Annotated in this window: 22 protein-coding genes and 3 tRNA genes; 7 read left to right on the top strand and 18 right to left on the bottom strand. The window is 50.2% G+C overall.

Annotated elements, in window-relative coordinates; all coding sequences use genetic code 11:
- Positions 1–5 precede the first annotated feature (5 nt).
- On the bottom strand, positions 6–800 hold the full coding sequence (locus tag A7E48_RS04420; RefSeq protein WP_068170025.1) for an SDR family oxidoreductase: 795 nt from the start codon (positions 798–800) through the stop codon (positions 6–8).
- Positions 801–981: 181 nt separating this feature from the next.
- Between A7E48_RS04420 and valS the strand changes: the two genes are divergently transcribed.
- Both valS and A7E48_RS04430 read left to right on the top strand, forming a co-directional pair.
- Positions 982–3,606, top strand: coding sequence for a valine--tRNA ligase (gene valS / locus A7E48_RS04425; RefSeq protein WP_068170028.1), 2,625 nt, complete (start codon positions 982–984; stop codon positions 3,604–3,606).
- A gap of 76 nt (positions 3,607–3,682) precedes the next feature.
- Complete coding sequence (locus A7E48_RS04430; RefSeq protein ID WP_068170031.1) at positions 3,683–5,092, top strand: LssY C-terminal domain-containing protein; 1,410 nt, start codon at positions 3,683–3,685, stop codon at positions 5,090–5,092.
- A gap of 54 nt (positions 5,093–5,146) precedes the next feature.
- On the opposite strand, the gene A7E48_RS04435 is transcribed toward A7E48_RS04430, so the two are convergent.
- The 13 genes from A7E48_RS04435 to A7E48_RS04495 all read right to left on the bottom strand — a co-directional run bounded on the left by A7E48_RS04435 (position 5,147) and on the right by A7E48_RS04495 (position 16,193).
- Positions 5,147–5,773, bottom strand: coding sequence for a DsbA family protein (locus A7E48_RS04435; RefSeq protein ID WP_068170033.1), 627 nt, complete (start codon positions 5,771–5,773; stop codon positions 5,147–5,149).
- A gap of 54 nt (positions 5,774–5,827) precedes the next feature.
- Complete coding sequence (gene clpX, locus A7E48_RS04440; RefSeq protein ID WP_068170036.1) at positions 5,828–7,114, bottom strand: ATP-dependent Clp protease ATP-binding subunit ClpX; 1,287 nt, start codon at positions 7,112–7,114, stop codon at positions 5,828–5,830.
- 215 nt (positions 7,115–7,329) lie between these two features.
- Positions 7,330–8,007 (bottom strand): ATP-dependent Clp protease proteolytic subunit, encoded by a 678-nt coding sequence (locus tag A7E48_RS04445; protein ID WP_068170039.1) that lies wholly within the window; start codon positions 8,005–8,007, stop codon positions 7,330–7,332.
- A gap of 32 nt (positions 8,008–8,039) precedes the next feature.
- Positions 8,040–8,654, bottom strand: a complete 615-nt coding sequence (locus tag A7E48_RS04450; protein ID WP_369796757.1) for a ClpP family protease — start codon at positions 8,652–8,654, stop codon at positions 8,040–8,042.
- 191 nt (positions 8,655–8,845) lie between these two features.
- Positions 8,846–9,601, bottom strand: coding sequence for an ABC transporter ATP-binding protein (locus A7E48_RS04455; RefSeq protein ID WP_068170044.1), 756 nt, complete (start codon positions 9,599–9,601; stop codon positions 8,846–8,848).
- Positions 9,598–10,593, bottom strand: coding sequence for an iron chelate uptake ABC transporter family permease subunit (locus A7E48_RS04460; RefSeq protein ID WP_233125982.1), 996 nt, complete (start codon positions 10,591–10,593; stop codon positions 9,598–9,600). Before A7E48_RS04460 ends, A7E48_RS04455 begins: the two co-directional genes overlap by 4 nt.
- A gap of 70 nt (positions 10,594–10,663) precedes the next feature.
- Positions 10,664–11,659 (bottom strand): ABC transporter permease, encoded by a 996-nt coding sequence (locus A7E48_RS04465; protein ID WP_068170050.1) that lies wholly within the window; start codon positions 11,657–11,659, stop codon positions 10,664–10,666.
- Between the two features lie 74 nt (positions 11,660–11,733).
- On the bottom strand, positions 11,734–12,747 hold the full coding sequence (locus A7E48_RS04470; RefSeq protein ID WP_068170052.1) for a siderophore ABC transporter substrate-binding protein: 1,014 nt from the start codon (positions 12,745–12,747) through the stop codon (positions 11,734–11,736).
- Between the two features lie 186 nt (positions 12,748–12,933).
- Positions 12,934–14,247 (bottom strand): trigger factor, encoded by a 1,314-nt coding sequence (gene tig, locus A7E48_RS04475; RefSeq protein ID WP_068170056.1) that lies wholly within the window; start codon positions 14,245–14,247, stop codon positions 12,934–12,936.
- Between the two features lie 123 nt (positions 14,248–14,370).
- Positions 14,371–14,445: transfer RNA gene (locus A7E48_RS04480), tRNA-Pro, on the bottom strand.
- A 174-nt stretch (positions 14,446–14,619) separates the two neighbouring features.
- Positions 14,620–14,690, bottom strand: a tRNA-Gly gene (locus A7E48_RS04485).
- A 115-nt stretch (positions 14,691–14,805) separates the two neighbouring features.
- Positions 14,806–15,693, bottom strand: coding sequence for an Fpg/Nei family DNA glycosylase (locus tag A7E48_RS04490; RefSeq protein ID WP_068170059.1), 888 nt, complete (start codon positions 15,691–15,693; stop codon positions 14,806–14,808).
- Complete coding sequence (locus A7E48_RS04495; protein ID WP_068170062.1) at positions 15,693–16,193, bottom strand: ribose-5-phosphate isomerase; 501 nt, start codon at positions 16,191–16,193, stop codon at positions 15,693–15,695. Before A7E48_RS04495 ends, A7E48_RS04490 begins: the two co-directional genes overlap by 1 nt.
- 207 nt (positions 16,194–16,400) lie before the next feature.
- Here A7E48_RS04495 and pepN point away from each other — a divergent pair, with 207 nt between their 5' ends.
- Both pepN and A7E48_RS04505 read left to right on the top strand, forming a co-directional pair.
- Positions 16,401–18,938 (top strand): aminopeptidase N, encoded by a 2,538-nt coding sequence (gene pepN / locus A7E48_RS04500; RefSeq protein ID WP_068170065.1) that lies wholly within the window; start codon positions 16,401–16,403, stop codon positions 18,936–18,938.
- A gap of 104 nt (positions 18,939–19,042) precedes the next feature.
- A complete protein-coding gene (locus A7E48_RS04505) occupies positions 19,043–19,462 on the top strand; it encodes a globin (RefSeq protein ID WP_068170068.1) in 420 nt (139 codons plus the stop codon).
- A gap of 2 nt (positions 19,463–19,464) precedes the next feature.
- Here A7E48_RS04505 and A7E48_RS04510 read toward each other — a convergent pair whose 3' ends face one another.
- Positions 19,465–20,175, bottom strand: coding sequence for a hypothetical protein (locus tag A7E48_RS04510; RefSeq protein ID WP_068170072.1), 711 nt, complete (start codon positions 20,173–20,175; stop codon positions 19,465–19,467).
- Between the two features lie 71 nt (positions 20,176–20,246).
- Between A7E48_RS04510 and A7E48_RS04515 the strand changes: the two genes are divergently transcribed.
- Positions 20,247–21,185, top strand: coding sequence for an acyl-CoA thioesterase II (locus tag A7E48_RS04515; protein ID WP_068170075.1), 939 nt, complete (start codon positions 20,247–20,249; stop codon positions 21,183–21,185).
- Positions 21,186–21,272: 87 nt separating this feature from the next.
- On the opposite strand, the gene ettA is transcribed toward A7E48_RS04515, so the two are convergent.
- Together ettA and A7E48_RS04525 are read right to left on the bottom strand one after the other, a co-directional pair.
- Positions 21,273–22,952: an energy-dependent translational throttle protein EttA gene (gene ettA, locus A7E48_RS04520; protein ID WP_068170078.1), complete on the bottom strand. Its 1,680-nt coding sequence runs from the start codon at positions 22,950–22,952 to the stop codon at positions 21,273–21,275.
- A gap of 153 nt (positions 22,953–23,105) precedes the next feature.
- Complete coding sequence (locus A7E48_RS04525; RefSeq protein WP_068170081.1) at positions 23,106–23,654, bottom strand: single-stranded DNA-binding protein; 549 nt, start codon at positions 23,652–23,654, stop codon at positions 23,106–23,108.
- Positions 23,655–23,868: 214 nt separating this feature from the next.
- On the opposite strand from A7E48_RS04525, the gene A7E48_RS04530 reads away from it, so the two are divergent.
- Positions 23,869–24,429 (top strand): DNA-3-methyladenine glycosylase I, encoded by a 561-nt coding sequence (locus A7E48_RS04530; protein WP_068170083.1) that lies wholly within the window; start codon positions 23,869–23,871, stop codon positions 24,427–24,429.
- A 90-nt stretch (positions 24,430–24,519) separates the two neighbouring features.
- Positions 24,520–25,773, top strand: coding sequence for a glutaminase (locus A7E48_RS04535; RefSeq protein ID WP_068170086.1), 1,254 nt, complete (start codon positions 24,520–24,522; stop codon positions 25,771–25,773).
- A gap of 118 nt (positions 25,774–25,891) precedes the next feature.
- Here A7E48_RS04535 and A7E48_RS04540 read toward each other — a convergent pair.
- Positions 25,892–25,964: transfer RNA gene (locus A7E48_RS04540), tRNA-Arg, on the bottom strand.
- Between the last annotated feature and the right edge of the window lie 19 nt (positions 25,965–25,983).

Raw genomic sequence — 25,983 nt, forward strand, 5'->3', positions numbered from 1 at the left:
GGAATCTACTTTCTAATCACCTTGAATTGAGAAGCTTGAGCTACCGGGCGCATCACAATCCGATCGAGATTAATATGGTGGGGTACATTGACGGCAAACGTCACGGTTTGTGCCACGTCTTCTGCGGTGAGGGGCTTTTCGACACCTTCATAAACTTTCTCAGCTGCCTTGGGTGACCCTAGTCTATTGAGCGAAAATTCCTCGGTGTGAACCATGCCAGGAGCTACCTCAATCACACGGATATTGTGCTCGGCTTCTTCGAGACGAAGCGCTTCTGTCATACCCCGTTCACCAAATTTTGAGGCGTTGTATCCGCCGCCACCTTCATAGCCGTGTTCTGCAGCGGTAGAGGTGAGATTGAGAATGGTTCCTTCGCCAGAGGCTCGAAGAGCCGGAAGGAATGCCCGAATCATGTTGAGTGTGCCCAGTACATTCAGCTCAAACATAGAGCGCCATCTGGATCCATCTGCATCCGCAATAGAGTCGGCGCCCACTGCTCCCCCGGAAATGTTGACCAGCGCGTCAATCGATCCGCTATTCTCTTCGATAATTCTCAAAGCAGTCTGAGTTACCGCAGATTCATCGGTGATATCTAGGACGACAGGAATAACACCTGTCTCTTCCTCCAGCTGGTGCAAACGCGCTGCACGACGCGCTACCGCATAAACGGTCCATCCGGTAGCTCGCATCTGCTGAGCCGTTGCACGTCCGATTCCTGATGAAGCACCAGATACCACAGCAATTTTGCCCCGTTGTGCATCTGATTCAAAAGGATTATGCAATCTATGGGAGTGATTCATCCCCCAACCGTACCCGGATATCTGTACAGGTTTCTTCAAATCGCTGCTCATGCTGAAGAATACGAAAAATGTTAAGCAATATGAACCTCGCATAGATATTCCCTCCTCCTGGAAGCAAAGGTGAGGAAAGCAAAACAGTCAGGAGGAGCACCTCTCACTGATACATGAGAGAATAAGCCGTATGGCTGAAATAAATCAGGGCTCAGACTCGCCCATCACAATTACCGTTCCCGATCGTCCCGCGCTAGAAGGACTCGAAGAAAAACTTTCTGCTCGCTGGGAATCCGAACAAACGTACGCGTTTGACCGCGAAACAACTCGTGAGAACGTGTACTCTATCGACACTCCTCCTCCCACAGCATCTGGCTCCCTTCACGTGGGTCACATGTTCTCCTACACGCAGACCGACGTCATTGCCCGCTACCAGCGCATGACCGGCAAGAACGTGTTCTACCCACTGGGTTGGGACGACAATGGCTTGCCCACCGAACGCCGTGTTCAGAACTACTACGGTGTACTGTGTGACCCTGCCATCCCCTATGATCCGGACTTCCAGGCACCCGAGAAGCCTGCGAAGAATCAGCGTGACTGGCCCCGTATTTCGCGCGGTAATTTCATCGAGCTGTGCGAGACACTGGCAACAGAAGACGAAAAGGTTTTCGAACAGCTTTTCACCACGTTGGGGCTTTCGGTGGACTGGTCTCATTCCTACCGCACCATTGATGCTCATTCGCGCAAAGTCTCTCAGCTTGCTTTCCTCAATGACCTCAAATCTGGCGATGCATACATGGCAGAAGCACCCACCATGTGGGATGTTACCTTCCGCACCGCGGTCGCTCAGGCTGAGTTAGAAGATAAAGAACGTGAAGGCGCCTACCACCGCATCTCTTTCCACCGCCCTGACGGAGAAAAAGTCTGGATCGAGACCACACGCCCCGAGCTTCTTCCCTCCTGTGTTGCGCTGGTTGCTCACCCTGATGACGAGCGTTACCAGCCACTGTTCGGCACCACCGTTACCTCACCTCTGTTTGGCGTTGAAGTTGAAGTTAAGGCTCACCCCCTAGCCCAGCCAGATAAGGGTGCCGGTATCGCCATGGTATGTACCTTTGGCGACACCACCGACGTCACCTGGTGGCGCGAGCTCCAGCTCCCCACCCGTGCCCTCATCGGACGCGACGGACGATTCGCACGCGATATGCCCGAGTGGATTACCACAGCAGAAGGCCAGGAACGATTCGAAAAAATCGCTGGCGCCACAGTCTTTTCTGCCCAAAAAGCAGTAGTTGAGATGCTGGTCGAAGAAGGCGAGATGGAGGGTGAGCCCAAGAAGATTACCCACCCCGTCAAGTTCTATGAAAAGGGCGATAAGCCCCTGGAAATCGTAGCTTCACGCCAGTGGTACATTCGCAACGGTGGACGCGACGCCAGCCGCCGCGAAGATTTGATCAGCCGCGGTCGCGATATCGAGTGGCACCCGTCCTTCATGCGAAGCCGCTACGAGAACTGGGTAGAAGGCCTCAACGGTGACTGGCTCATTTCGCGTCAGCGCTTCTTCGGCGTGCCCTTCCCCATCTGGTACAAACTCGATGAAGCGGGCGAGCCCCTTTACGATGAGCCCATTGTCCCTGCCGAAGATTCACTTCCCGTAGACCCCGCTGCAGAGCCCGCGCCGGGCTTCACCGAAGAACAGCGCGGAGTACCCGGCGGTTTCCAAGCAGATCCGGATGTTCTAGATACCTGGGCTACCTCTTCACTGACCCCTCAAATTGCAACTGGTTGGGCAGTAGATGAAGACCTGCACAAGGTCACCTACCCTATGGATTTGCGACCCCAGGGTCACGACATCATTCGCACCTGGCTCTTCTCCACTGTGGTCCGATCGAATTCCCTGGAGAATTCCGTACCCTGGAAGCACACTGCACTTTCAGGCTGGATTCTCGATCCTGACCGTAAGAAGATGTCAAAGTCCAAGGGCAACGTCGTCGTCCCCAACGAAGTCCTAGAAAAGTACGGATCAGATGCGGTTCGCTACTGGGCAGCTTCAGCCCGCCTGGGTGCCGATACAGCCTACGACGAGGGGCAGATGAAAATTGGCCGACGCCTCGCCATTAAGCTACTCAACGCATCCAAATTCGTACTCAATTTGGGAGCAACTGAAGCATCGGTACTTACCACAACGGAGCAGGCAGCCGTCGTCATCAATGATCTGGACCGCTCACTACTCGCCAAGCTGGCAGTAGTGGTGGAAGAAGCCACCGCTAGTTTTGAGAAGTACGAATACGCTCGTGCACTTCAGATGTGCGAAAGTTTCTTCTGGTCATTCACCGATGATTTCGTTGAGCTCATCAAGGATCGTGCCTACGGCGCTCGCGGAGATGATGAACAGGCATCCGTTCTGGCAGCCCTGGCTACTACTTTGGATGCGTTACTTCGCCTCTTTGCACCAATCCTCCCCTTCGCCACCGACGAGGTCTGGAGCTGGTGGCGCGAAGGTTCGGTTCACCGCGCTGCATGGCCCACTCACGAAGGATACAAGGCAATTGCCGACGATGCCGACGCCGCCGTGCTACCCACTATCGGCATTGCACTCGGTGGATTGCGCAAGTCAAAATCAGAGGCAAAGGTCAAGCAACGCACCGAAGTTGAAGTTGCTACCATCACCGCTGATGCTGAATCAATTCAGCGCATTAAAGCAGGTATTAATGATTTGAAGGCAGCGGGTAATGTTCGCGAGCTCAACCTCCAGGTTGGAGAAGGCGAACTTGCTGTTTCAGATGTTGTACTAGTTGCTGAAGATGCAGAATAAACATTTGCGCTAGTCACAGCGTGGGTCGCCCGTCATCTCTACGGGCGACCCATTTGTGTATTAAGTGAGGATATAGATGAACACGCCTGAGGTGCCGGTCTACCGTGGTGAAACTGCCCGCAAAAAGCGACGCAAATACCACCTCATACCCAAAACCCGTTTCACTGCAGGTGCCACGGACAGTATCTTCTTTGTCTTTGCAGGGCTCGCCGCCTCGGTGCTGACCCTCCTTATTTTTCAGCAAGGGTTGCAAAACTCCTGGCTGAATTTAGCTTTACTCTTTCTCTTCTGGGCCTTTACTGCCTATCTCACACTCCCCCGTCTGCACGCCATTTTTACACGCATTTATGTGCCTGAATACTTTATTGGGCGAACCCGAACCAACGACGGCCTGTTGGGCGATCCCATCAACCTTGGCTTCCGAGGAACAGCTGAACAAATTCATGAGGTCATGACCCAAGCAGGTTGGTCCCGTGCCGACGATATTACGCTGAAGTCATCCTGGGGCATCGTTAAGTCGACCCTCACCAGAAAGTCCTATCCCGAAGCTCCTATTTCTCCTTTGCAACTCTTTGGAAATATCCAAGCCTTTGCATATCAGTTGGAAGTAGATGGAAATCCGCTCAAACGCCATCACGTACGATTTTGGAAATCACCGGAAGGGTGGGTTCTTCCCGGTGGGCAAAAAGTTGATTGGATTGCCGCCGCCACCTACGACACCGGTGTCGGATTTTCTTTCTTCACTCTTCAAATCACGCACCGTATCGACGCCGAGACGGACTACGAGCGCGACTACATTCTGGACACCATCCAGTATGTAGCTCCTGGAACTGACGTTCAGGTGATTGAAGATTTTTCAACCGGTTATCACTCGCGGAATGGCGGGGGCGACAATATCGTCACCGACGGTAACTTACCCATTGTGCAGCTCCACAACCAACCTAAACATAGGTCGGTGCGTGATGACCGCATCAATCTTCACTCTGCCAGTGACATCGCCCGTAAACTTCCCATGAACCTCTTGGTAGGTTCAGTGATGGTCGCGCTGTGGGGGCTTGTCCAAGGTGTGCAACTCCTCTACCGGCTACGCAATCCCTTAGATATTCAAGAGATGGTCTCTTCAGAACCTACACTGCAGCAGATTGTTGATTATCTAGGCGGCGAGAAGTTTATCGAAACCTTTGAGAGCTTTCTCCCCTACGGCGTCGTTCTCTTCGTTGCTATGCTATGGTTTCTTGCTTGGCGTTTGCTCAAAGGGTCCTCCCGAGCTCGTCTCTTCACCCTCGACCTGTTGGCCTTTGCTTTTCTCGTTTTGCTCTTTCGAACATATGTATGGGGTGAGCATCTTGAGCTCATCACTATTCTGGGTCAAATGACTATCTTGGTCTTTGCGATGCTCGCCTACACCTCAGACCAAGCACGCCGTTATACAGAAAAAGCCAAGACGCTCAAAACGCCATGGCTCTCCAAATCGGATCTCAAATAAAGATAATTCTGGGCGGTCAGCTAAACTGACCGCCCAGAATTGTCTCTACAGTTGTTACTGTTCAGTGTTAAAGATTGGGCCTACATTGCGAGGGCGCTTCAACTCAAAGAAGCCAGGGTAGGATGCCAAAGCGAGAGCGCCGTCAAACACCTTACCTGCTTCTTCACCGGTAGGAGCAGGGCTCATGACCGGACCGAAGAAGGTGACGCCGTTGATGGACATGAGTGGGACGCCGATATCGTCACCACCGGCTGCTTCTAGACCTTCCTTAGTTGAAGTTCTCATCCGCTCATCTGATTCACCAGAAGTAGCGAATTCAGCAAGCTCTGCAGGAAGTCCAGTTGCCGCTAGTGCTTTTTCAATAGCGTCAGAATACTTGTTGTCGTTATTCTTGCGGTGGTGAATCTCTTCGCCCAAGGCAGTGTAAAGCGCATCTACCTCAGTCTGACCATAGCGTTCAGAAACAGCAGTAGCTACGCGAACAGGGCCCCAAGCCTCATCCATATGCTTCTGGTAGCTTTCGGGCAAATCACGACCTTCGTTGAGTACCGCGAGAGAAAATGGATGCCACTGAACCTCAACGTCGCGAACTTTTTCAACGTCTTTAATCCAGCGTGAGGTCATCCAGCACCAGGGGCAGATAGGATCAAACCAAAAATCAATTTTTGAAGTTTCAGACATTCTTTCCTCCATCGATAGAATTCATAGCACCTTAGATGAGCAGAAGCTCAAGCTTTAGGCAGATTTTTTTGTCTCTTCAGGGAAGAACACCAGTTCGGGTGTTTTATTCCCCGCCACTACATCGGCGTCAATGATAACGGCAGAAATATCTGACCGTGAGGGTACATCGAACATGACCGGTTGAAGCAAATCCTCCATGATTGAACGCAAACCTCGCGCCCCCGTTTCACGCTCAATAGCCAGCCGTGCAATTGCCTCAATCGCCTGATCTTCAAAAATTAAATCAACATTATCGAGAGCAAACATACGGCGGTACTGCTTCACCAAAGCATTTTTCGGCTCGGTCAAAATACGGGTAAGTTCTTCCTGGCGCAGCTTTCCTAAAGCAGCCAAAACAGGTAAACGCCCAATAAATTCGGGAATCAAACCAAATTTCAAAAGATCTTCAGGCATGACTTTGAGCATGAAGTCGTCGCTCTCCTCAGCAATCTGAATGGGCGCACCGAAACCAATTCCTTTTTGCCCCACCCGGTTACCCACGATTTCTTCTAAACCAGCGAAGGCTCCGGCAACGATGAAAAGCACGTTCGTTGTATCAATTTTGATGAAGTCCTGCTGCGGATGCTTGCGGCCGCCCTGCGGTGGAACTGAGGCTTCTGTTCCTTCAAGAATTTTTAAGAGAGCCTGTTGAACGCCCTCCCCTGATACATCTCGCGTAATAGAGGGGTTATCAGCTTTGCGGGAAATCTTATCAATTTCGTCAATATAGATGATGCCACGCTGCGCTTTTTCGATATCTCCATCTGCAGCTTGAATAAGCTTCAAGAGGATATTCTCCACGTCCTCCCCCACATAACCTGCTTCGGTCAAAGAGGTAGCATCAGCGACGGCGAAAGGCACATTCAACTTTTTAGCTAGGGTTTGGGCCAGGTAAGTTTTACCAGAACCGGTGGGGCCTACCAGAAGAATATTCGATTTGGCAATCTCAACGTCTTCACCCTCGGTTGCCAAAAGAGTTTGAGCATCGCTGACAGCCGACTCTGCTGCACGAATTCGCTTATAGTGATTATAAACAGCTACAGAGAGCGCACGTTTAGCTTGTTCTTGCCCAATGACGTACTCTTCGAGATGCGCAAAAACCTCGCGAGGGGTAGGTAGTTCGAGCGTGCTCGAAAGATCTTTAACGTCGGCTAGTTCTTCATCCAGGATTTCGTTGCAGAGTTCAATACACTCATCACAAATATAGATATTTGGACCGGCAATGAGCTTGCGAACCTGTTTCTGATTCTTCCCACAGAAAGAGCATTTGAGAAGTTCAGCAGCTTCGCTCATTCTCGCCATGCTGTTTGTCCTTTCAATACGACCGAATCTAATCCAAGGCTACCTGTAATTTGAGCCAAGCCAAACTCGTCTTTTACATATCTCGCACTTTATCTCAAAATGACAAGATGACGTTTCCGATGCTGCGTGTTAAGCGCCTTCAATATCGGCGAAATAAAATAGGGGCGCTACTGTTCGTTTGACCAGTAGCACCCCCTATTTCTAACCAGCAGTGATTAGCTAAAATCTTCTGCCTGGTTAAACTTTGGCTTCACAGCCTTGCGTGATTCAAGAACCTGATCCACCAGACCGTATTCTAAAGCCTGCTGAGCGGTCATAATCTTGTCACGCTCGATGTCGCGGTCAACTTCCTCAGCGGTTTTACCCGAATGCAGAGCAAGAGTCTGCGCCGTCCAATCACGCATGCGCATCACTTCATTAGCGTGGATTTCGATGTCGGATGCCTGTCCACCCTGCTGACCACCGAGCGCAGGCTGGTGAATGAGGACGCGGGCGTTTGGAAGAGCCAATCGTTTACCGGGAGTTCCTGCTGCCAACAGGGTAGCTGCAGCAGACGCCGCCTGACCCAAGCAGACCGTCTGAATTTCAGGGCGGATGTACTGCATCGTGTCGTAGATTGCTGTCATCGCGGTGAATGAACCACCGGGTGAATTGATGTACAGCGTAATATCACGATCAGGATCCTGGGATTCAAGAACGAGCAACTGCGCCATAATGTCGTCTGCAGAGGCGTCATCTACCTGAGTACCCAAGAAAATAATGCGATCCTCAAACAACTTGGCGTAAGGATCTTGGCGTTTGTAGCCGTAAGGTGTGCGCTCTTCAAAGCTGGGCAAAACATAACGGCTATCTGGCATACCTGCAGGAGCCATCATTGAGGGATTGAAATTCATAAGTTATATCTCCTAAAAACGTGGATCCGCGATTACTTATTGTCCGAAAGCTTTGAACCGGCGCTGGTTGCGATGTGATCGAAGAATCCGTATTCCAATCCTTCTTCAGCGGTAAACCAGTTATCGCGATCGTTATCTTTGAGGATGGTTTCTAAGCTCTGACCGGTGCGATCAGCAGTAATCTGCGAAAGACGCTTCTTCATATCAAGAATCAGCTCAGCCTGGGTGCGGATATCAGATGCGGTACCACCGATACCTCCGGAAGGCTGGTGCATGAGAATTCGTGCGTTGGGAGTTGCAAAGCGCTTGCCCTTGGTGCCTGCGGTCAGCAGGAACTGCCCCATGGATGCTGCCATACCGGTAACGACGGTTACGACGTCGTTAGGAATCAACTGCATGGTGTCGTAAATTGCCATACCTGCAGTGACTGAACCACCGGGTGAGTTGATGTAGAGGTAGATATCAGCTTCTGGATCCTCAGCAGAAAGAAGAAGCATCTGTGAGCAGATGCGGTTAGCATTTGAATCACGTACTTCCGAACCCAACCAAATGATGCGCTCTTTGAGCAAACGGTTGAAGACGTAGTCGTCCTGACCGCCCATAGGTGTTTCCATGGTGGGTTCTGAGCCTGCGGAGAACTGCGGCATAGGCAAAATGTTAGTCATTAATACTTCTTCCTTTTCTCTAACGCCTCGTTATTACAACGAGGCATTGAAAATTTTGGTTAATAGAAGATTATCGAAACCTGCTTGCCATAGGAAAACAGTTCGCTGTTGGCACACGCAACCGGCCTAGAGCTTAACTATTCCGATGCCCTGGCTTGCAGAAGCACGCACTTTTAGTGATAGCACGCAAGAAGACCTTGAGGCGTTGAAATGACTTCGATAGGTGTTTCAAAAATATCAGTCAAAATCTGATTGTTCATCAGCTCTTCGGTGCGGCCCATATGAATGACTTTTCCATTCTTCATAGCACACATGTACCGGGCGTAGCGGGCAGCGTAATTGATATCGTGCAACACCACAATGATCGTACGGTTGAATTGTTCTGCGGCGTCCTTGAGATGTTGCATCATATGAACAGAGTGCGAAATATCAAGGTTATTCAGAGGTTCATCCAACAACACATACTCTGTTTCCTGGGCAAGCACCATAGCAACGTAAGCCCTTTGACGTTGCCCGCCAGAGAGTTCATCAAGATAGCGAGATTCAAGTTCTGCTAGGTGCAAAAAATCTATATACCGGGAAATGATTTCCTCATCTTCAGCGGTTAACCGACCTTTCGAATGCGGGAACCTACCAAACCCCACCAGCTGCCGCACCGTCAGCTTGGTCATAAAATGATTTTCTTGCTTAAGAATCGAAACAATCTTGGCAAGGTCTTTTGACTTCGTTGTCGTAATATCCATTCCTGCGATTTCGATGGCACCCTGATCAATCCCCAGTAGCCGCCCCATCATAGTGAGCAGCGTCGATTTACCAGCGCCATTTGGTCCTACTAAAGCTGTAATCCCACCGCGCGGAATTTCTAAATCTACAGGACCAATGGACACCTCCGAGGAGTAGTTTTTGTTGACATCCTTCAGAGTTATCACAATGCTCCCTTTCGCAAAATAATTGTTAAGAAGACCACTGCCCCCACAAATTCAATGATTATACTGACTACACCCTGGGCAGAAAAAATATGATTCATCAGAAAATACGAGAGGGTAAGCACCAAGTAGGCTAGCAAACTTGCCAGCGGAAAAAGGTACTTATGGTCGTAAGTAGGCGCGCTCTGATAGGTCAACATAGCCACCAAGAAACCCAAAAAAATCATGGGACCCACCAGCGCCGTCGATACTGCAGAAAGCACGGCAACCAGCACCAGCACGGTAAGGGCGATGCGAGAAAAAGTTACGCCCAAGTTCTCTGCAGTTTCCCTGCCCAGAGAAATGACATTCAGCTTCTTCGAAAGGAAGAAAAGAATTAGCGCAGAGCCCACGACCAGCGGTACCGCAACCGGATAGTATTCTGCTTCCGCATTATTGACCGAGCCGAAAAGACGCGCTGTCAAAATATCGAACTCGCTGGGGGTCAGCATGCGCTGCATAAAAGTAGAGAGCGACCCCAGTCCTCCGCCTAGAATAATTCCAACCAAGAGCATGGAATGCATATTGGCATTCTTTCCTCGCAGTAACCAACCGTAAAGCAAAAAGCTGAATCCCACCATGACCAGTATCTGAAAGAGAAACATTTCAAAGGTGCGTGCGTTGAGGAGCCCTGTGGCACCAAAGAAAAAGATGGTTGACGTATGAATGGCTGCATAGAGCGATTGAAACCCCATGATTCCCGGGGTAATGATTTTATTGTTCGCCACCGTCTGAAAAGCAATAGTTGAAACAGCCTGGCATAATGCCACAATTCCCATGGCGGTAACGGCATCGGCCCGTCGCTGAGCAATAATCCAAAAACGACGTGTGCCAAAAGGCATGGGATTGTCGTAAGCAAGTAAACCGAAGGTAGCCAGCAAACTACCTGCTAAGAGAACCCCCATCAAAATCCAATACTTCGTACGGTCAGATGACGTGCGAAATGATCCGCTCATTCGAGTCTTGCTTTGTGACTTTGATGCTACGGAGTCATGCATCAACAGCACTTGCCCAGCGTCCGTCCTCTCATCGCGCATTTGCTCCACCTTTCACAACCAGCCCTACAAAGACGGTAGCTCCCAAAACACCTAAAATCACAGAAACAGGCATTTCGAAGGGGGCAATGATAATGCGGGCGAGAATATCACACAGGGTTACCACAGCGATTCCGCCCAGGCATACCCATGGGAGATTACTCCGCAAATCATCCCCGCGGAACATACTCACGATATTTGGCACAATCAATCCCAGAAAAGGAAGGGACCCCACAACCACGGTCACTACACCGGTGGCAATCGCTATGAGGGCAGTTGCAATCAGTACCATTCGTCGGTAATTCACCCCCACGTTGGTAGAAAATTCTTCACCCAGACCCGCTAGTGTTAGACGATCGGCCAAAATAAATACGGCAATCACAACGCCCAGAACCATCCAGAGGATTTCATATTGCCCCTGATAGATAGAGGTAAATGATCCTGCGAACCAGACAGACAGCGACTGAAGCATATCTGTCTGCAAAGCAAAGAAAGTGGATACAGAGCTCACTACTGCACCCAACATAATTCCTACGATGGGGACGATAAGGGACGATTTGAGCGAAATTCGGCGCAAGAAGAGAAAGAAAATCATCGCACCGATAAAAGAAAATGCCACGGCAGCGGACATCTTGAACAAGATGGACGCCGAAGGATAAAAAAACAGGACAGTCAGCAATCCCAGACCTGCCCACTCAGTTGTACCAGTAGTAGAAGGCTCCACAAAGCGATTTTGAGTAATCAGCTGCATGACCAATCCGGACATGGACATCGCGGCTCCTGCAAGCACTAGCGCAATGGTTCGAGGGACTCGGCTGATTGCAAACATTTCTCTGCCCTCTTCCCCTGAAAAAATATCGAAGGCACCGGTGAGGAGGGAGAGCGCCAGCAGAATTAGAACCAGCAAGCAGCCGAGCCCTAATTTTGCTGTATAGAGTGGCGCTCGGCTGGTGCGTGGCTTGGGTGTGAGTGCTACAGTTGAATTCAATCTTTACCTCCACAGGCCGCTCCCGGTAGAGCGACCTGTGAGCAATAGGAAATAATGGACACTAAATATTTTCGTTATTTTGATTGCTCAAAGGTATCAGCCATCTGGTTCAGCATCTCTGTATAGGTAATAATATTTTCGTTGGTGTAGGTATCAGAAGGCGCGAGAATAACTTTCTTGTCTTTTACAGCCTTGACATTTGCTAGCGCATCGCTTCCCTCAATAACTTCTTGAGCAGGTTTTGCTGATTCTCCGGAAGAAATTGCCGCGTCACGATCGAGAACAAGCATCACGTCAGGGTTGGATTGAGCAATAGCTTCAACGCTGATGTCATCGCCCTTGTGGTTATCCGAGGTGTTCTCAACTTCCATAGCCGGCGTCATGCCCACTAAATCATAGAGGGGACCAAAGAAACGCCCTTTGCCCGGTGCAACATAACCAATTTCGCTGCCAGAAACGTTGATTGCCATGACTTTCTGCTCAGGGTTGTAGGCCTTCTTTGCACGCTCTAGCGCCTGATCGAAATCAGCAATAAGTTTTTCGGCATCTTTTTCTTTGTTAAAAATTTCTCCCAAAGCCTTCGTTTGTCGCTTAAGTTCTTGGTCAAGAGGTTCTCCCTCACGCGGCTCAAATTCGAGGAGGGTCGCTTCGGGGTTCAGTTCTTTGATGTCTTCATAGTATTGGGAGAAACGTTGCCCATTAATAATGAGTTTGGGTTCGGCTGCTGCAAGCGCCTCGAGGTCAGGTTCGCGGTGAGTGCCGATATCAATGATGTTCTCATTATTTTTCATCTCTGAAAGAGTCGCAGGGATAAGAGACTTCGGTGCGGCAACAGGTTCGATTCCCCAATTCTGGAGGATTTCAAATGAACGGTTATCAGTTACAGCAACGTTTTCAACCGGTAAGGAAAGTTCATGCGTGCCAAAGTTATCTTCAACTGAGATAGTGCGCTCTGACTGAGCGGAGGACGACGTTGCTGAGGAGTCGCTTGCAGATTGTGTTTCAGAAGCTGTATTTCCACCGCATGCCGTGAGTGCAAGGAGGGCAGTCGCGGCCAAAGAAGTAATCGCTAGGGTGGGCTTGCGCATGAAAATTCCTTTGAGTTTTGGTGTGTATGTTTTATGTGGACAAAAACTTGTCGCTCTCCACGCTAAACTAAGCCTTACCTAACTTCAATTAGAACATACTTATATTTCTTATTTATTTTACCATTTATTGGGCACAAAAAAGGGAGACTCCATTCGGAGCCTCCCTTGATGTATTCGAGCTAGATACTACTCAGCTGATTCTTCTTTAGCTTCTTCGTTTCCACCCAGGTACTTTGAAAGATCCACGATGTTTCCCTCGGAATCCTTGACCTCTGCCTTTTCGATGACAGCTGCAAGAGCCTTGGAACGGCGTACTTCGCCCACCATCAAACCAGCCTGACCGGAGCCATCCAGCATCTGTGCGAACTGGTTGGGATCCATACCGTACTGAGAAGACATGGTGATGATGTAGTCGATGAGCTCAGCCTGCTCAACACCAATTTCTTCCTTCTCAGCAATCGCATCAAGAATCATCTCGTTCTTGAATGCGGTTTCAGCATTTTCACGAACTTCTGCGCGGTGCTCTTCGGTATCGTGACCTTCTTCAGCGCTGGGATTGTTGAAGTGCTGGTTAATCTGCTCTTCGATAACCTTCTCAGGTACTTCGATGTCAGCCATCTCAACGAGCTTTGCAAGAACCTTATCGCGTGCTTCTGCGCCCTGCTCTGCAACCTTGGAATCAGCAGCCTGCTTCTTCAGGTCTTCCTTGAGTTCATCAATGGTGTCGAACTCTGAGGCAAGCTGAGCAAAATCGTCGTCAGCTTCAGGAAGTTCGCGTTCCTTAACTGCGGTGAGGGCAACCTTTACAGTTGCTTCTTCACCGGAGTGCTCGCCGCCTGCAAGCTTGGTTTCGAAAGTAGCATCTTCACCGGCAGAAAGACCGGTGAGCGCCTCGTCAAGACCCTCAAGCATGGTGCCTGCGCCAACCTGGTAAGAAAGGTCGTTCGCTGCGTCAACTTCTTCGCCATCGATAGAAGCGTTGAGGTTAATGGTGACAAAGTCATCATTAGCTGCAGGACGATCTACGGTCTTCAAAGTAGCAAAACGTGAACGCAGTGCATCCAGTTGCTTCTGCTCGTCTTCAGCCGAAACTTCAGTTGCTGCTACCTCAACCTTGATGCCTTCGTAGTTAGGTACCTCAACCTCGGGGCGTACAGTAACTTCAATAGTGAGCTTGACATCGTTCTCACGAGCATCTTCTTCGGGCTTGGAGATAATATCCAGCTCGGGCTGTGCAAGAGGAGTCAAATCATTTTCAGCAAGAGCCTGCTGGTAGAACTCGTTGAGTCCTTCATTCAGTGCGTTCTCAACGATGAAATCAAAGCCTGCACGCTGTTCAATGAGTGCACGAGGGGTCTTACCCTTACGGAAGCCAGGAACCTGGATCTGCTCAGCTAGGGACTTGTAGGTGCGATCAAGGTAGGTCTTGAATTCTGCGAAAGGAATCTCGACCTCAATCTTTGCGAGGGTCGGATTAAGCTTCTCGACGGCAGTTTTCACGTCCGTGGGTCTCCTGATACATAGTCGGTGACGCAAACTCGGTTGAGTGTGCATTTCAATATCTTTAGGCTTATGAAATAACAAAAACCCGCCGTGATATGCGGCGGGTTCTGTTAACTCATGTCGGGGTGACAGGATTCGAACCTGCGATCTCCTGCTCCCAAAGCAGGCGCGTTAGCCAAGCTACGCCACACCCCGCAAAATGCCGCAAGCACTAAAAAGTTTAGCGGTATTTCTTGGATTTTCCCACTTTTAGATCCATCAGAAAATATTCGGCGTGGCTTCTTGCGGAAACACGCTTCATTATTCCTCATGGAGTGGGCAATAAAAATGCCTGACCTACGACTCCCCGCGGGTGAAGCTTTTATTGAGAGGGGATGACGGGAATCGAACCCGCGTAATCAGTTTGGAAGACTGAGGCTTTACCATTAAGCTACATCCCCATCTGTCCGGATGGGACTTATACAGTAAACACAATTTTCCGGTATCTTGTCAAATCGAAAAACCACAGGTGCTGAATTTTGTTGTTTTATTTGAGAAGATTGCGTCCAATATGGCTTAGTTCTGGCAGCCAGGACACCAAAAAAGGTTCCGCGCCGCAACTTGCTGAACCCGGATTATTTCTCCGCAACGAAAGCATACTTGTCCTTGCCTCTGATAGACATAGTTGGCATGTTCTGGCCACGCTTCTGCCAAGGGTATACCCGGACGGTAATCCTCTTCAGTGGTAACAATCCGCCCCAGCTCTACACCGACTTGCAATAGTTTTTGAGCATCTTCCCATACAGCGTGCCGTTCTTCCACACTCAACGATTTTGCCGGGCGAAAAGGGTCAATCTGCTGTCGGTACAAGACCTCAGCGCGAAAGATATTTCCGATTCCAGAAATTATTTTTTGATCCATGAGGACGACGCCGATGGGTCGGGCAGTTTTTGAAAGTGCAGAGAAGAACTGATGGGGATTCGCATCACCATCGAGCGGATCTGCCCCTAATTGAGCGCGCACCATCTCCTTCTCATCAGCAGTTAGCGTGCGGCACACGGTCGGTCCAATTAAATCCGCCCATCCATGGGCAGAAACGATACGGATGCGCACAGTCGGCTTGGGTGGTGGTGGACTGCTGTACTCCCCCACCTCAGCGCCCTCTGTAAGCTCAAATTCCCCTACCTTTCGAGGCGCTCCGATGGATGAAGCTCCACGGAACTGTTGATCCCCTCCAAAATTCCAGGCACCGTAAATACCCAGATGTACGTTGAGGTAAAGATCATTATCAAATCGGAGAAAAAGGTGCTTTCCGTGGGCAAAAGCCTCTTCTAAACGATGACCGTCGAGAAGTTGAGCGCCATCTACGAACCGACCTTGCGGGCTGGAAAGTTGCAGAACTTGCCCGGCAAAAACATCATTGAATTGTCGGGCAAGTCGGTGAATAGAATGTCCTTCAGGCATTACTGTCCTGAAAAATTTTCAATATTTTTTCCCGAGATATCTCCCGTTTTTTCAAATTCTTCTATCTGAGAGATGCGTCGCTGATGACGCTCGACATCCGCCCATGGGGTGGAAAGGAAAATCTTGATAATCTCCAGGGCCTCTTCAAGAGAATGTTGGCGTCCGCCAATAGCGACAACCTGAGCGTTGTTATGTTCACGCGCTAGTGCTGCGGTGTCGTGGTTCCATGCCAGAGCCGCGCGGATTCCCTCAACTTTGTTCGCCGCCATCTGCTCACCGTTACCTGATCCTCCGAGCACAATGCCCAACGAGTCGAGACCGGACTCCCGATCGTGTTTAACCGCCAGCGCTGCATTAATGCAAAAGCTGGGATAATCATCAAGAGCATCGTATTCAGCAGGACCATGATCTACCATCTCATAGCCTAGTTTGGTGAGTTCATCGATGAAGTACCGGCTCATTTCAAGTCCGGCATGATCAGTTGCAATGTGTACTCGCACCTTAGTTCTCTTTTCTGCCACTCTTGGCTTCAGTGAATGACTAGCTACTACAAAAGGGTTATGAATCAGACAAAAGTTCTCAATATATGAGTTAGCCCACTACTATCAAGAGTAAGCTCGAAAGGGCTATTCACATTCTATGTGAGCCCTAGGGTGCTTCTAAAGTTGTGAATCACTCTTTCAACGATTCAAGAAGAAAGGTGCCTTATGCCCGGCATGAACCTTACGCGCGCTGAAGCTGAAGAACGCGCATCCATCATTACACGCGTTGATTCTTACGCAGTGACCGTTGATCTCACTGCGGATGAAAAAGTCTTTCCCGTTCAAGCTGTCATCACTTTTGATGCGGTGGAAGGTCAGAGCACATTCATCGATGCAATTACCGATTCAGTGCGATCAATTGAACTCAACGGCGAGTCCGTGGATACTTCCCATGCTGATGGCGTACGGATCCAATTACCTGCTCTTGCCAAGAAAAACGTGCTAAAAATCGATGCCGATTTTCTCTATACCAATACCGGCGAAGGTTTGCACCGATTCGTTGATCCGGTAGATAGCGAAGTTTACCTATACTCACAGTTTGAGGTTCCCGATTCTCGCCGCGTATTCCCTGTTTTCGAACAACCAGACCTCAAGGCAGAATTTGAATTTACCGTCAAGGCACCCGCCCATTGGGAAGTAATCTCAAATCAACCAGAAGTTTCACAAGATTCCCTTGAAGGTTCAAAGACCTGGAAGTTCAAGCCAACTCCCCGCATTTCTTCTTACATCACAGCTCTCATTGCGGGGCCATATGAAAAAGTCACCTCATCTCTGACGAATTCAGAGGGACGCGACATCGCGTTAGGTATTTTCGCTCGCAAATCTCTCATGGAATATCTAGATTCTGAAGAAATCTTTACCATTACACGTCAGGGGTTCGAGTTCTATGAAGAACAGTTCAAAACCCCTTATCCCTTTGAGAAATACGACCAACTTTTCGTTCCCGAATTTAATGCCGGCGCCATGGAAAATGCCGGTGCTGTGACCTTCCTCGAAGATTATATTTTCCGCTCTAAAACCACAGAAGCTCTCATTGAGCGCCGCGCTGTAACCGTTCTGCACGAGCTAGCCCATATGTGGTTTGGCGATTTAGTCACCATGAAATGGTGGAATGATTTGTGGCTCAATGAATCTTTCGCAGAATTCATGTCTACGCTTGCCACCGCAGAAAACACTCGTTTTGCCTCTCAAGCATGGGCAACGTTCTCGGCATCTGAAAAGACATGGGCTTACCGCCAAGATCAGCTCTCTTCAACCCACCCCATCGTCGCACCAATCCGCGATTTGAACGATGTCCAGGTCAACTTTGATGGCATTACATATGCCAAGGGTGCTTCTGTGCTTCGTCAAATGGTGGCCTGGGTCGGACAAGAAAATTTCATGGCAGCACTCAGTGAATATTTCACCAAACACGCCTTTAAAAACACCGTTCTGGACGACCTCTTAGTGGAGCTTGAGGCAACATCCGGCCGAGATATCAAAACCTGGTCCAAGAAATGGCTAGAAACAGCCGGCGTCAACACTCTCAGCACTGAGGTCGAAGAAGCTGAGGACAAAATTTCCTCGCTAAGGATCCGCCAGAGTTTTGCTGATGGATATGAAACGCTTCGACCGCATCGCTTGGTAGTGGGTTTCTACAATCTCACAGATGGCACTTTAACTCGCACCGACCGTTTCGAGCTGGATATCGACGGCGAAAGCACCGAAGTTACAGAAGCAGCTGGTAAGAGCCGTCCTGATCTCATTCTGGTTAACGATGAAGATCTCGCCTACGCCAAGATTCGTTTGGATGAGAAATCCCGAGAAACAGCTATATCGCATCTAGGTGCGATCGATTCTCCAGTAGCACGAGGAGTGGTATGGGGTTCGCTCTGGGATACCACCCGCGATGCAGAGATGCCGGCCCGCTCTTTCGTCGACTTGGTGCTGAACAACATCGGTGAAGAAACGAACTCCACTGCTGTTCGAGTTCAACTCGCTAACCTGGAACTGACTTTACGTTCTTACGTTGCCCGTGCCTCCGCTGAGAAAACCCGTATTGAGGCAGCCAACCGACTCTGGGAAATCACACAGGCGGCCAAAGCTGACTCCGATAACCAGCTACAATTTGTGCGCACCTTCGCTCGCCTAGCGGAAACCGAAGAACAGCTAGATGTGGTGGAATCGTTACTCACAGGAGAAACCGTTTTAGAGGGTCTTGAGATCGATACCGATTTGCGCTGGACTCTCGTTACCTCTCTTGCAGCTGGCGGACGGCGTACTGAGCAGGATATCGACGCCGAGCTGGAGAAAGACAATACTTCGAACGGCCAGCAGGCTGCTGCAACTGCCAAGGCTTCAATCCCTACCGCCCAAGCAAAAGAAAACGTATGGAACGACGTCGTAGAGAGCAATAAGCTTTCTAACATTATTCAGCGCTCGGCAATTGCAGGTTTCTTTAGTGGAAATAAGAATGAGCTTACCGATGCTTACATAGATCGGTATTTCGATTCTGTGGAAAAGGTCTGGCGGGACCGCAGTCATGAAATTTCCCAGCAGGTCATCGTGGGGCTTTATCCCCGCAATTACTCTGCTGAGTTACTGGAGAAAACCGAAAACTTCCTGGCATCCTTGCCTGAAGATGCGGGTTCATTAGCCCGTCAGATTTCAGAAGCCCGAGATGGCGCAGAGCGTGCCTTGAAGGTTCAGACAGCTGATATCTAGAATGTATTCAAAAATAACCGGACATCGTTTCTTTGCGAAGAAGCGATGTTCGGTTACTTATCAATGTCATTGGGCATTTTTTCCAGAGCGCCTACACTGGTTGCATGAGTGAAAATATTAACCCTCACAGTTTTTACGCCCAAGTAGGCGGCGCCCCCGTCTTTGAGAAATTATGCCGGGAATTTTATCTGCGCGTTGCCGCTGACCCTGAATTCAAGGCAATGTATCCCGAAGAAGATTTAGAACCGGCAGAGCGCCGCTTGCGGATGTTCCTCGAACAATATTGGGGTGGACCGAAAACATACCAGATTGAAAGAGGTCACCCTAGGCTCCGTATGCGACACATGCCTTTTGCAATTGGTCCTAAAGAGCGGGATATCTGGCTGGGTTATATGCGTGAGGCGGTTGATACTTTGAATCTATCCCCGTTGCACGAGGCAGAGCTGTGGGATTACCTCGAACGATCGGCGCACGCAATGCAAAACCGCGCGTCCTCAGCAGAGCACCCACACAATCCCGAGTAAATCTATTTGCCCCGCTTTGAAAGAATATATCCCCCAGGCGCGGTTATTCTTACCCACTCACCACTGCAAAAAACGCGTAACGTACCTTCAAATACTGGGGGTAGAAAGCCCATCACGACGGCGGTAAAAGCGACCGCGCTGGGGAGTTCAACCTCTTGCAGCAACACCGTGTTGCTTTCTGCTTTTAGCTCTAGAGATGAAGTCCAGATGCGCGAACGAACAGTATCGAGTACTGCATGTCCGGGATTTTGAGGAAGAGCTCCGTCAACGGCTTTCATGCCCTCACTGGCGGCAGTGAAAAGGTCGCCTGCGTCAATGACACCTTTTTCTTCCCACCCTTGGAGAGGCGGTGTGGTCCCGCTCCACGGCGCAGAAACAATTACAGGAGGGATTTTGAGGAAATAATTTTCTTCGGCAATACGAGCCAATCTATCCAGAAGTGCAGAACTTTCGACGACGACGTCCACATGGGCAGGAGTTTGAAGCCTCATGGCGCGCATTCCCAACACTGTGGGGGTGGTATCTAAAAGTGTTTGGGGGTATAGCGTGCTTACGAATGCGGCAAGAACTGAGCCGGAAGCGGTCAGCCGTACAGCAGCTTGAGAATCTACGGATCTTATCCGGGTAATAAAAGTTGCTAGGTCTTTTGCTGTCCTGGCATCGCCTAGATGTAGGGAGTCAGGGAATCCGCTCTGAGATGAATTTTCTGCCACGGTTGCCTTTCTACTGCAGATTAGAAGGTAAGTACATTCAATAGATTACCGCGTTGTGAGAAGGTAAGAACATGTCCGATAGCACAGAACGTATTGAAGAAAAGACCGCTGGAGTACCGGCAGTTGATGACCTCCTCCGCATGTTGCAACTCAATCCAAAGGAATCTCAAGACGGCTTCGAAAGCTTTGAAGCGATGACGCTTAACAGGGAATCCAGCCGTATTTATGGTGGTCAGGTCCTTGCCCAAGCAATTGTTGCTGGGGCCCAGTCAGTTGCCGCAGACCGCACCATGCACTCGATTCATGCATACTTTGTGCGGCCAGGAGACGTTGACCAGCCACTGTCCTTTAACGTCAAGAAACTTAACGACGGAAGATCATTTTCTACCCGACGCATTCAAGCCTCGCAGGCGTCTGAAGAAATCTTTTCTGCCATTGCCTCCTATCAAACTGATACTCAAGGTGCCGAGCACAGCTCCCCCGCTCCTGAAAATATCCCCGATCCAGAATCTTTGCCCACGGTGGCTGAACTCGTCGGGCATGTTCCTTTGCCCATTGCCCAGGCAATCGCCTTTGAACGCCCCTTTGACATCCGACATGTGGAGCCACCGCTGTGGCTCGCGGCAGATCCCGAGCGCAAACCCAGTACAGCAATCTGGTTCAAAGCTTTCGCTCCGCTAGGTGATGACCCCGTCATCCACCAAGCTGCAATCGCCTACGCCTCAGATTACGTGCCTGTTGAACCTGGCCTACGAGCGCACGGCAAGTACTGGCTGGAGCAAGGTATGAAGGTTGCTTCCCTCGATCACGCGGTGTGGTTTCACCGCCCGGCGCGTGCTGATGAATGGTTGCTGTATGTGCTGGATTCACCCAGTGCTCAGGATGCACGTTCGTTAGCGACAGGCAAGATTTTTACGGCAGAAGGAGTGCATGTGGCTACTGTTGCGCAGGAAACGATGCTTCGCTTGCCTGAATACCGGGAGAATATTACGGCTCCCTACCAGGATTAGTCGAGTTTTCCCGGGTCTTAAATGAATGCCCAAAAGCCCCATTGTTCTGCGGGAACAATGGGGCTTTTGGTGTGGTTGTAGAATCGATTAGCGGGTGAGCTTGCGGTGAACCACGCGCTTGGGCTTGGCTGCCTCAGGGCCCAATCGCTCTACCTTGTTTTCCTCGTAGGATTCGAAGTTACCTTCGTACCAGTACCAGTTATCGGGGTTTTCTTCGGTACCTTCCCACGCAAGGATATGGGTGGCGACTCGGTCGAGGAACCAGCGGTCGTGTGATACGACGACTGCGCAACCGGGGAATTCCAGGAGTGCGTTTTCAAGCGATGCGAGGGTTTCGACGTCGAGGTCGTTGGTCGGTTCGTCCAAGAGCAACAAGTTGCCGCCCTGTTTCAGAGTGAGAGCTAGGTTGAGGCGGTTACGCTCACCACCGGAGAGCACTCCTGCCTTCTTCTGCTGATCTGGACCTTTGAAGCCGAAGGCGGAGACGTAAGCTCGAGAGGGCATTTCTACCTGCCCGACCTGGATGTAATCGAGTCCGTCAGAAACTACTTCCCAGAGGGTCTTTTCAGAATCGATGTTTGCTCGGTTCTGATCCACGTAGGAAATCTTGACGGTATCGCCGATTTTGAGTTCGCCGCCGTCGAGCTCCTCCATGCCCACGATGGTCTTGAAAAGGGTCGATTTACCGACGCCGTTAGGACCAATAACACCTACGATGCCGTTTCGAGGCAGCGAGAAGGACAGACCGTTGATGAGGGAACGACCGTCGAAGCCTTTCTGCAAGTTCTCAGCTTCAATGACGACGTTACCCAAGCGAGGTCCTGGAGGAATCTGGATTTCCTCGAAGTCCAGCTTGCGAGTCTTCTCAGCCTCTGCTGCCATCTCTTCGTAGCGTGCGAGACGAGCCTTGGACTTCGTCTGACGGCCCTTGGAATTCGAACGAACCCAATCGAGTTCGTCGGAAAGGCGTTTAGCGAGCTTGGCGTCCTTCTTACCCTGAACCTCAAGACGGGCGCGCTTCTTCTCCAAGTAGGTGGAGTAGTTACCTTCATAGGGGTAGAGGTTGCCGCGGTCAACTTCAGCAATCCATTCAGCGACGTGATCCAAGAAGTAACGGTCGTGGGTTACAGCAATAACTGCGCCCTCGTAGGACTTCAGGTGCTGCTCAAGCCACAGAACGGATTCAGCGTCGAGGTGGTTGGTGGGCTCATCGAGCAGAAGAAGGTCGGGTTTCTCCAGCAAGAGCTTGCACAGTGCCACACGACGGCGCTCGCCACCGGAGAGGTTTGAAACGGGGCTATCGGCAGGAGGGCAACGAAGTGCTTCCATTGCCTGCTCAAGCTGAGAATCGAGATCCCATGCATTGGCGGCGTCGATAGCCTCTTGAAGTTTTCCCATTTCTTCCATGAGCGCGTCGAAGTCAGCTTCGGGGTTCGCCATCTCTTCAGAGATTTCGTTGTATCGATCAAGTTTGCCCTTGATTTCGCCTACGCCTTCTTCGACATTGCCCAATACAGTTTTTTCTTCGTTCAGCGGGGGCTCCTGAAGGAGGATTCCCACGCTGTAACCGGGTGATAGCCGCGCTTCACCGTTTGATGGAGTGTCAAGTCCAGCCATGATTTTAAGGATGGTTGACTTACCAGCACCGTTAGGGCCAACCATACCGATCTTGGCACCGGGGAAGAATGACATGGATACGTCATTGAGGATGACTTTATCGCCCACAGTTTTGCGGGCTTTGCTCATCGTATAAATAAATTCAGCCATATTTATAAGGCTACCGTGTTCCGTCAAATATTCCACGCCCGTGTAGTTTGCTCTCCTCTTGAGAACAAAAATAGATGCAGTGAGAAGAGAGATTGGCTGTGCAGTGCGGACCCGCCTCATCGAGCGAGGTGGGTCCACCGGGGTGAAGGGTTGTTACACCATGGCAGTTACTGCTTCGTTATTTGTGGTATTTCCTTCTACCAAACCATGTGTATCTGGTGCGTTGTCTCCAGCATTTTCTGATGGGTGGAAAGTTTCAGATTCTGAAGAGATACCATTGTGCTGCCCATTTTCTGAAGTATCCGGGATAGAGCTCTTTTGAGTTTCGCCCTGTGTATCAGGATGAATGGCACGATTGAAAGAAGATGTTCCTAGATTCAAGTCATGGCCAATCGCTGATGCATCGATTTCAACTGTGGTGCCCTTACGTCCGTCGTCGTTGCTCCACTGCTTGACGTTAAGTCTGCCGGTGACAATCACTGGCTGCCCGACGAAAATACTTCGATTGGCGTGCTGGGCGAGCGCCCGGTAGGAGTTGATGGTGTACCAATTCGTGGTTCCTTCGCGCCACACCTGCTGCTGCGCGTCGTACCATCGAGGAGTTGACGCAACTCGAAAGTTTGCAACAGGAAGTCCTGAGGGCAGTTTGTTAAGCGTAGGGGTAGTGGCTACGAATCCGCGGATGGTGATCATATCTGTCATGGTTTACTCCTGAGTGTGAAAATAAAATTTGTTCTCTCATTGGAGCTCATCGCGGGTTTTCGTGCCGGGTGAGGAGTCGTAAACCTGTGGATATCTTCCCTTATTTATCTGAATTTTTGGTTTTGTGGAAAAGTCTGTGTCTTTCCACAAGCGGGTTATCCACAGCTAGAATTTTTCCTCGCTCCCGGCGCCTTTCCAGGCTTATCGTGGTGCCATGATTGAAATCCACCCGCAACAAACTCATAAATATGCACCCTCGCTGGCTCGTCCCCGGTGGGTTCGCGGCGAACTAACCGAAACCTACTACCGTAAAGAATGGTCGCAGGTGTCCCTCGTTCAAGAAGAAGTTTTTGAACAACTGTGCCTTCTCACTTTTCAAGTGGGGTTAGGTTTTGAAACCGTCCTCAAGCATCGGTCAGCAATCGCTACTGCGCTTTGCAACTTTGACTTAGACGCTCTTGCGAATCTCACCGATGAAGATTTGATAAAAATCTGCACGGATCCCGCCGTCATTAGAAACCTACAAAAATTCAGGGCGTGCAGAAATAATGCGCAGATAATTGTTAAGTATGAAATTAATCTTGCACAAATTTTCATAGATGCGTTTGAGAACTATCCCACCGTCTCAGATTACGAATCCTTGCCACAATATTGTGAAGAATCCATAGAATTAGCTAAAGAATTGGCAGGGTTCGGAATAAAATTTTGGGGTCCAACAGTGCTTTGTTCAGCTGCCCAAGCACTCGGTCTCATTCGAGTCATTGAAGAAAACTAGCTTGCGACCTCAACGTTTCTCCTCTTAAGCGACTAGGGACGTAGATGAAAGTATTTGGCGCCTTCTCCCCTGCTTCGCTACTGTGGAGGAATGAAGAGCCCCGTAACTGACTACCTCAACGAACTTCTCGAGCGTAACCGCAATCATGACGGTGGCGAGCGCGCCTCCTACATCCCCGAATTGGCTCGCGCTAATCCTCATCGTTTTGGGATTGCCATGACGACTGTTGAGGGACGTACCTACTCCGTGGGGGATGACAACATTGAGTTCACCCTCCAATCTATGTCCAAACCTTTTGCATATGCAGCAGCTTTAGATATGCACGGCAAAGAGTATATGAGCGAACGAGTTGGAGTGGAGCCCTCGGGCGAAGCTTTCAACGAGCTCTCAATTGAAGAAGATAGCAATCGACCCGATAACCCCATGATTAATGTGGGGGCGATTGCCGTTCACGGATTGTTGTTAGAGAAGGATACCCCGAGCCAGGAACGCATTGAGTATCTTCGCGAATTTTTCTCCCGCTTGGCTGGCCGAGAGTTGACGATTGATCAGGATGTCTTCACTTCAGAGCTCGAGACCGCAGAGCGCAATTTTGCCATGGGGCACATGCTGAAGGGCTTGAGCGTCTTTGATGGGCCAGCTCACGGGGTGGTGGAAGGCTATATCGCCCAGTGCGCCGTCAAAGTCAATATTCGCGATCTTTCTGTCATGGGCGCCACGCTATCCAATGGGGGTATCCAGCCGCATACCGGTGAACAGGTTATTGAACCTTTGGTAGCCCGCCAAGTACTTTCAGTGATGGTCTCTGCAGGAATGTACGATGCCTCGGGGACCTGGTTTGCGGATGTCGGCATTCCTGCGAAATCTGGAGTTTCAGGTGGTATTCTAGGTGTCCTGCCCGGTCAGTTGGGTCTCGGAGTCTTCTCTCCCAGCCTGGATGCTAAGGGTAATAGCGTTCGAGGAATTCGCGTATTCAAAGAGCTTTCTGATCGCATGGGTCTGCACATCATGGACACTGAGGCATACAGTTACCATGCTGTTCGTGCCGTCCGGCAGGTGGGCGATGAACTAATTATTGAGCTTCAGGGACGCTTGGAGTTCTCCAACGCCGAAGAAATACTTTCCCAGCTTGAAGAGTTGGAATACAACTGTACCGACGTCGTCATAGATTTGACGCGGGTCAGTGAAGCTAACCGGGTGGGCCGGCATATGCTACTCGATGGTTTGCATCGGCTACAGGAAGAGGGTTTACAGGTATCGTTGCTGGATCCAGATAATATCCTTAAATTCAAGAATTCTGCGCAGGACGACGGCATCCACTACCTGCGTTCGCGGCAGAAATAGCTTGCTCAGTGGATAGGACATATCAGATTCGATACGTTCCATGAATCGCCCTTTGGTACAGCAATAAAAAAATAACCCGTCTGACTAGCGTTACTTCTCGTCAGACGGGTTATTTGTGTGCCCCAGGAGGGAGTCGAACCCCCGACCAAGAGATTAGAAGGCTCCTGCTCTATCCACTGAGCTACTGAGGCGACAGTTCACAGAGTGAAC

It is taken from the genome of Rothia sp. ND6WE1A (assembly GCF_001683935.1).
GTDB lineage: Bacteria > Actinomycetota > Actinomycetes > Actinomycetales > Micrococcaceae > Rothia > Rothia amarae.